Annotated in this window: 7 protein-coding genes; all 7 read left to right on the forward strand. The window is 44.7% G+C overall.

Annotated features, from left to right (window positions below):
- The first annotated feature begins 122 nt into the window (after positions 1-122).
- Entirely contained in the window at positions 123-434 is a 312-nt protein-coding gene (locus AC4E7D_RS11520) for an NAD(P) transhydrogenase subunit alpha part 2 (RefSeq protein ID WP_490173939.1), read from the forward strand.
- Positions 431-1,810, forward strand: coding sequence for an NAD(P)(+) transhydrogenase (Re/Si-specific) subunit beta (locus tag AC4E7D_RS11525; protein ID WP_490173940.1), 1,380 nt, complete (start codon positions 431-433; stop codon positions 1,808-1,810). The genes AC4E7D_RS11520 and AC4E7D_RS11525 overlap by 4 nt, the downstream gene beginning before the upstream one ends.
- A gap of 96 nt (positions 1,811-1,906) precedes the next feature.
- Complete coding sequence (locus AC4E7D_RS11530) at positions 1,907-2,344, forward strand: hypothetical protein (protein WP_490173941.1); 438 nt, start codon at positions 1,907-1,909, stop codon at positions 2,342-2,344.
- Positions 2,345-2,384: 40 nt separating this feature from the next.
- Positions 2,385-3,563 carry a PQQ-dependent sugar dehydrogenase gene (locus tag AC4E7D_RS11535; protein ID WP_490173942.1) on the forward strand — a complete coding sequence of 393 codons (1,179 nt, stop codon included), beginning with the start codon at positions 2,385-2,387 and terminating at the stop codon, positions 3,561-3,563.
- A 284-nt stretch (positions 3,564-3,847) separates the two neighbouring features.
- Complete coding sequence (locus tag AC4E7D_RS11540; RefSeq protein WP_490173943.1) at positions 3,848-4,039, forward strand: cold-shock protein; 192 nt, start codon at positions 3,848-3,850, stop codon at positions 4,037-4,039.
- 109 nt (positions 4,040-4,148) lie between these two features.
- A complete protein-coding gene (locus tag AC4E7D_RS11545) occupies positions 4,149-4,613 on the forward strand; it encodes a cold-shock protein (protein ID WP_490173944.1) in 465 nt (154 codons plus the stop codon).
- 144 nt (positions 4,614-4,757) lie between these two features.
- A partial coding sequence (locus AC4E7D_RS11550) for a metal-dependent hydrolase (protein ID WP_490173945.1) occupies positions 4,758-4,963 on the forward strand: 206 nt, incomplete at its 3' end.

The following is a 4,963-nucleotide window of genomic DNA, read 5'->3' on the forward strand; positions in this document are numbered from 1 at the left end:
GTTCAATTTCATAAAACACCTCACAGAGAACGCAGTATTCAAATGGGACCTGGAAGAAGAAATCACTGATGAAACCCTGATTGTACACCAGGGGGAAATTCGTAAAACATAAAGCAACAAATATGAATGAATGGTTAGATCTTATCGCTAAAAATCTGGATCTGATTTACATTTTTATCCTTGCGATTTTCGTAGGGGTAGAGGTAATCAAGCATATCCCGGCCGTATTGCACACCCCCCTGATGTCAGGAGCGAATGCCCTGAGTGGGGTAGTTGTTGTAGGTGCCATGCTGGTGATGCTCAACGCCGATCCAAATGACTATCTGGCACTCGGCTTAGGTTTTGTAGCCGTTGTTCTCGGTATACTCAACGTCGTTGGAGGATTCGCCGTAACAGGAAGAATGTTGCAAATGTTTAAAAAGAAGGGCAAATGAATGTAGTTCTAAGTATTATATATCTGGTAGCAACGGTAACTTTTATTGCCGGGCTTAAGATGCTTGGGCACCCAGGCACTGCTAAAAGGGGAAATCAGATCGCTGCGTCGGGAATGGCAATTGCCATCCTGGGCACTTTGTTTTTGCACGACCTCGAAGTACCTCCCCTTATTTATGTGCTCATTGGAGCAGCGATCCTTTTGGGCGGAATAATTGGTGCGCTGATGGCGATCAAGGTGAAAATGACCAAGATGCCGGAATTAGTATCCCTTTTCAATGGATTTGGGGGTGCCAGTGCGGCCTTAATCGGTTTGGTTGCCTTTAGTAACCAGTTGAATGATGCGATGCAGGCCACTACCGTTTTGTCCGGTATTGCGATTGGCGCACTTACCTTCTCAGGCAGCGTGATCGCCTGGGGTAAACTGGATGGAAAGATCAAAAGTGTGATCAACATTCCGCAGCGCAACCTAGTCAATAACCTCTTGCTATTGGCCATCATCGTTTATGCAGCTTTTATGGTCATCCGGGGAATTGACCAGCCGATATTCGTTTATGCTTTACTGGCAGCCAGTCTGTTATATGGGGTTCTGTTTGTCCTGCCCATTGGAGGGGCAGACATGCCGGTAGTCATATCCCTATTGAATTCCATGACCGGAATAGCTGCAGCCATCACGGGTATTTTGTATTCCAACATGGTGATGCTGGTAGGTGGAATTCTGGTAGGATCTGCTGGTATTATACTTACCGTAGCCATGTGTAACGCCATGAACAGGACGCTCGGAGCAGTAATATTTGGTGCTTTTGGAGGGGAGGATGCTGCTGCCGGTGGTGACCGGAAAATGGGAAGTATCAAGAAAACCAGTTCCGGGGATACCGCAATCCTGTTGAATTATGCTTCTAGTGTGATTATTGTACCAGGTTATGGCCTGGCAGTTGCACAGGCGCAACACGTTATCCATGAGCTAGAAGAACTGCTTACCAAAAGGGGAGTGGATGTGAAGTATGCCATCCACCCTGTGGCGGGCAGGATGCCCGGGCATATGAACGTATTGTTGGCTGAAAGTAATGTGGATTATGGGTTGTTGGTGGAAATGGAAGATATCAACCCTCAGTTTCCGCATACGGACGTAGTTCTTGTGGTAGGGGCCAATGATGTGGTGAACCCTGCCGCCTATAACGACCCATCGAGCCCAATCTATGGAATGCCTATCCTCGATGTGGAAAAGGCCAAGAATGTGATCGTCAACAAGCGGAGTATGAATGTGGGATATGCAGGAATAGACAATGAATTGTTCTACAATGCCAAAACTTCCATGCTTTTCGGGGATGCAAAAGCCGCATTGACCGAGGTGGTGAATGAACTAAAGAAGATGTAAGGCCATAAAAGGTCAATTACCAACGGTAGGGTAGAAGTTAAAGGCCGCCCCCAGTGGGCTAAGTAAGATCTGTGCGATCATTGGATCCAAACAAACATGAAGAGCCGACACCTCATTAGTTTCCTGTTTATAGTTGTTGGTTTATGGTATGCTCCACGGACCAACGCCCAGGAAAATCCGACAATCGAGGAACTCCACCGGTTTTTTAACGATCAAAACTTGCTCATAACCTACCGGGAAGGGGAGGCGGTATATGGCACCTATTATTTCATTGAGGTCCATTACTGTGCCAATGGATATTACGGTTTGTACGGACATACCGTAAAACGAACTGTCATGGGCAATGAACAAAAATCAAACTGGCAGGAATTCGGGCAGTGGAAGGTCATTAACCGAAACGGCGAAAACGGTATTTTTTATGCGGCCACAAATGGTAAGCAGCAGTTCTATCCCCTCTACAAACTCCCAAATGGCGACATCTTTATTAAAGAAGGGGTTACCATAGTAAACCAGGGCAAAGCAATTTGCCAGTAAACAATCTTTTCCGATCTTAGAGGATCTGATTCCAAGCACTATGATACCACGCACCAGAAATTCTATTTTCACACTCGTACTTACGAGCTTATTTATTACAGCCTTTTCTTGCAAACAGGCAAAAGAGGAAAAAAAAGAAGCTGCACCCACCCAGGAAATTGCTGAAGAAGCTGGCCTTCCTTTACACCGGCTCAACCTCCCGGAAGGCTTTACTATAAAGACCTTTGCAGAAGGCATAGACGAAGCAAGGTCTATGGCCCTTGGTGACGAGGGCACCTTATTCGTAAGCACAAGAAAGGAAAAGAGGGTCTACGCCATTCAGGATACCGATGGGGATTTTAAAGCTGATAATGTTATCGTTCTCGACACTACCTTTAATGTGCCCAATGGGATTGCATTTCGAGACGGATCGCTTTATGTGGCCGAAGTAAACCGCCTGTTGCGTTTTGATGATATTGAAGCTAACCTCAACAATCCCCCCGAACCTGTTGTAGTTTACGACGATTACCCAACGGAGTTTCATCACGGCTGGAAATACATCGCCTTCGGGCCTGACGGCAAATTATATGTACCGGTAGGTGCCCCTTGCAATATTTGTGAAAGCGAGGACGAGCGTTTTGCCAGTATCACCCGTATGGACCCTGATGGTTCCAACAGGGAGATCTACGCCAGGGGTGTGCGCAATTCCGTTGGATTTACCTGGCATCCGGAATCCGGAGAGCTATGGTTTACAGACAATGGCAGGGATATGATGGGAGATGACATTCCCCCATGCGAATTGAACCGGGTTACCGAAGCCGGGCAGCATTTTGGATATCCTTATTGCCATGGCGGAACGATTAAGGATCCGGAATTCGGAGACAAATATCCCTGTAGCGACTTCGTGCCTCCAGCTCAGAATTTAGGCCCGCATACCGCCCCCTTAGGCGTGAAATTCTATACCGGACAAATGTTCCCGGAGGAATACAGAGGGCACGCGTTTATAGCCGAACACGGCTCCTGGAACAGGTCTTCTAAGATTGGCTATCGTATTTCCCTTGTTAAGATTAAAGACAATGAGGCGGTCAGCTATGAGACATTTTTGGATGGATGGCTTGACGAGGCCTCTCAGGAAGTCTTCGGCAGGCCTGTGGACTTACTGGTACTGGAAGACGGCTCCATGCTGATCTCTGATGACTATGGCGATGCCATTTACCGTCTGAGCTATGAAGGAAGTTAATAACTCTGATAAAATAGATAGTAAGATTTTAACCATAAGGGGTTCCCTTTGATATAGTGAAACTGTTGAGCAGGTTTGTACATCAAATCGACAACAGTGTAAAAACACACGATATTTCCCAAACAATGGGCGACTTACATTCTTAAGCGAGGAACAAATTGCTGCATTGTACGACCCAAAAATGTTTGGCAGGACCCGAACTAAATAAAATAAGTTAATTAAATAGCTTAAAATAAAATAAATAACCCCACCTTTGCAATTCATTAAAATTTAAAACAAGTAAAATGAGTAAAGGAACAGTAAAATTCTTCAACGACGCCAAAGGTTATGGCTTTATCAATGAGGAGGGTGTTGAAAAAGAACACTTTGTACATGTTACTGGATTAATTGACGAAATTCGCGAAGGTGACCAAGTTGAATTTGATTTAGAACAGGGTAAAAAAGGATTAAATGCCACTAACGTTAGAGTCATCTAAAGACATACATCCATTTTTTTCTAAACCTATCTGGATCAGATAGGTTTTTTTATGCCCGGAATTCTCCAATTGAAAAATATAGCGGTAACTTACCAACCTAAATATATTCATGGCAAAATCACAACAATCTTACAATAAGAGGCAAAAGGAAAAACAACGATTAAAAAAGCGCGAAGAAAAGCAAAAGCGAAAGGAAGCGCGTAAGGCAGATAGTAAGGAAAGCGGCGGAGGCATCCCATTTGCTTACGTTGACCAGTACGGCAATTTAACCGACACGCCTCAGGACTCCGAAGAAAAAGAGGAAATAGATGCCTCATCCATAGAACTCGGCGTTCCTAAAAAAGAACAGGAAGCTTATGACCCTGTGAGGAAAGGCAAGGTGTCTTTTTTTGATTACTCTAAAGGCTATGGTTTTATAAAAGATTCCGATTCTCAAGAAAAGTATTTTTGCCATGTAAGCGGATTAGTAGATGAGATCAATGAAAATGACATGGTCACCTTTGAACTTGAAAAAGGGCTAAAAGGTTTGAATGCGGTAAAAGTAACCCTTGAGAACTCTGAACCTACTCCCTAACTGTAGCCCAACGTCTGAACAAAATGGCATTATCTTACCTGGTATACCTTCCTGCCTGCCGGTAAGGAGTACGTAGCCCACATGCAAAGGGAATGAACTAACTTAATTCCTAGAATCCATATTTTTGAAGATAAAACATAACCATTGGATTCACTGACCCAAATCGTATTAGGGGCGGCAGTAGGGGAGGCCTCCTTAGGAAAAAAAGCAGGGAATAAAGCCCTTTTGTATGGGGCCATTGCCGGTACGATTCCTGACCTTGATATCATCGCCTATTCATTGACAGACACCATAACAGCCATTGAATGGCACAGGGGGTTTAGTCATTCCATCCTTTTCTGTATGCTCAT

The sequence above is a fragment of the Lentiprolixibacter sp. genome (genome assembly GCF_982873095.1).

What these genes read in the sequence shown, in the direction of transcription:
- AC4E7D_RS11520 (WP_490173939.1), top strand. Translation starts at nt 123, where the DNA reads ATGAATGAATGGTTAGATCTTATCGCTAAAAATCTGGATCTGATTTAC.
- AC4E7D_RS11530 (WP_490173941.1), top strand. Translation starts at nt 1,907, where the DNA reads ATGAAGAGCCGACACCTCATTAGTTTCCTGTTTATAGTTGTTGGTTTA.
- AC4E7D_RS11540 (WP_490173943.1), top strand. Translation starts at nt 3,848, where the DNA reads ATGAGTAAAGGAACAGTAAAATTCTTCAACGACGCCAAAGGTTATGGC.
- AC4E7D_RS11535 (WP_490173942.1), top strand. Translation starts at nt 2,385, where the DNA reads ATGATACCACGCACCAGAAATTCTATTTTCACACTCGTACTTACGAGC.
- AC4E7D_RS11545 (WP_490173944.1), top strand. Translation starts at nt 4,149, where the DNA reads ATGGCAAAATCACAACAATCTTACAATAAGAGGCAAAAGGAAAAACAA.
- AC4E7D_RS11525 (WP_490173940.1), top strand. Translation starts at nt 431, where the DNA reads ATGAATGTAGTTCTAAGTATTATATATCTGGTAGCAACGGTAACTTTT.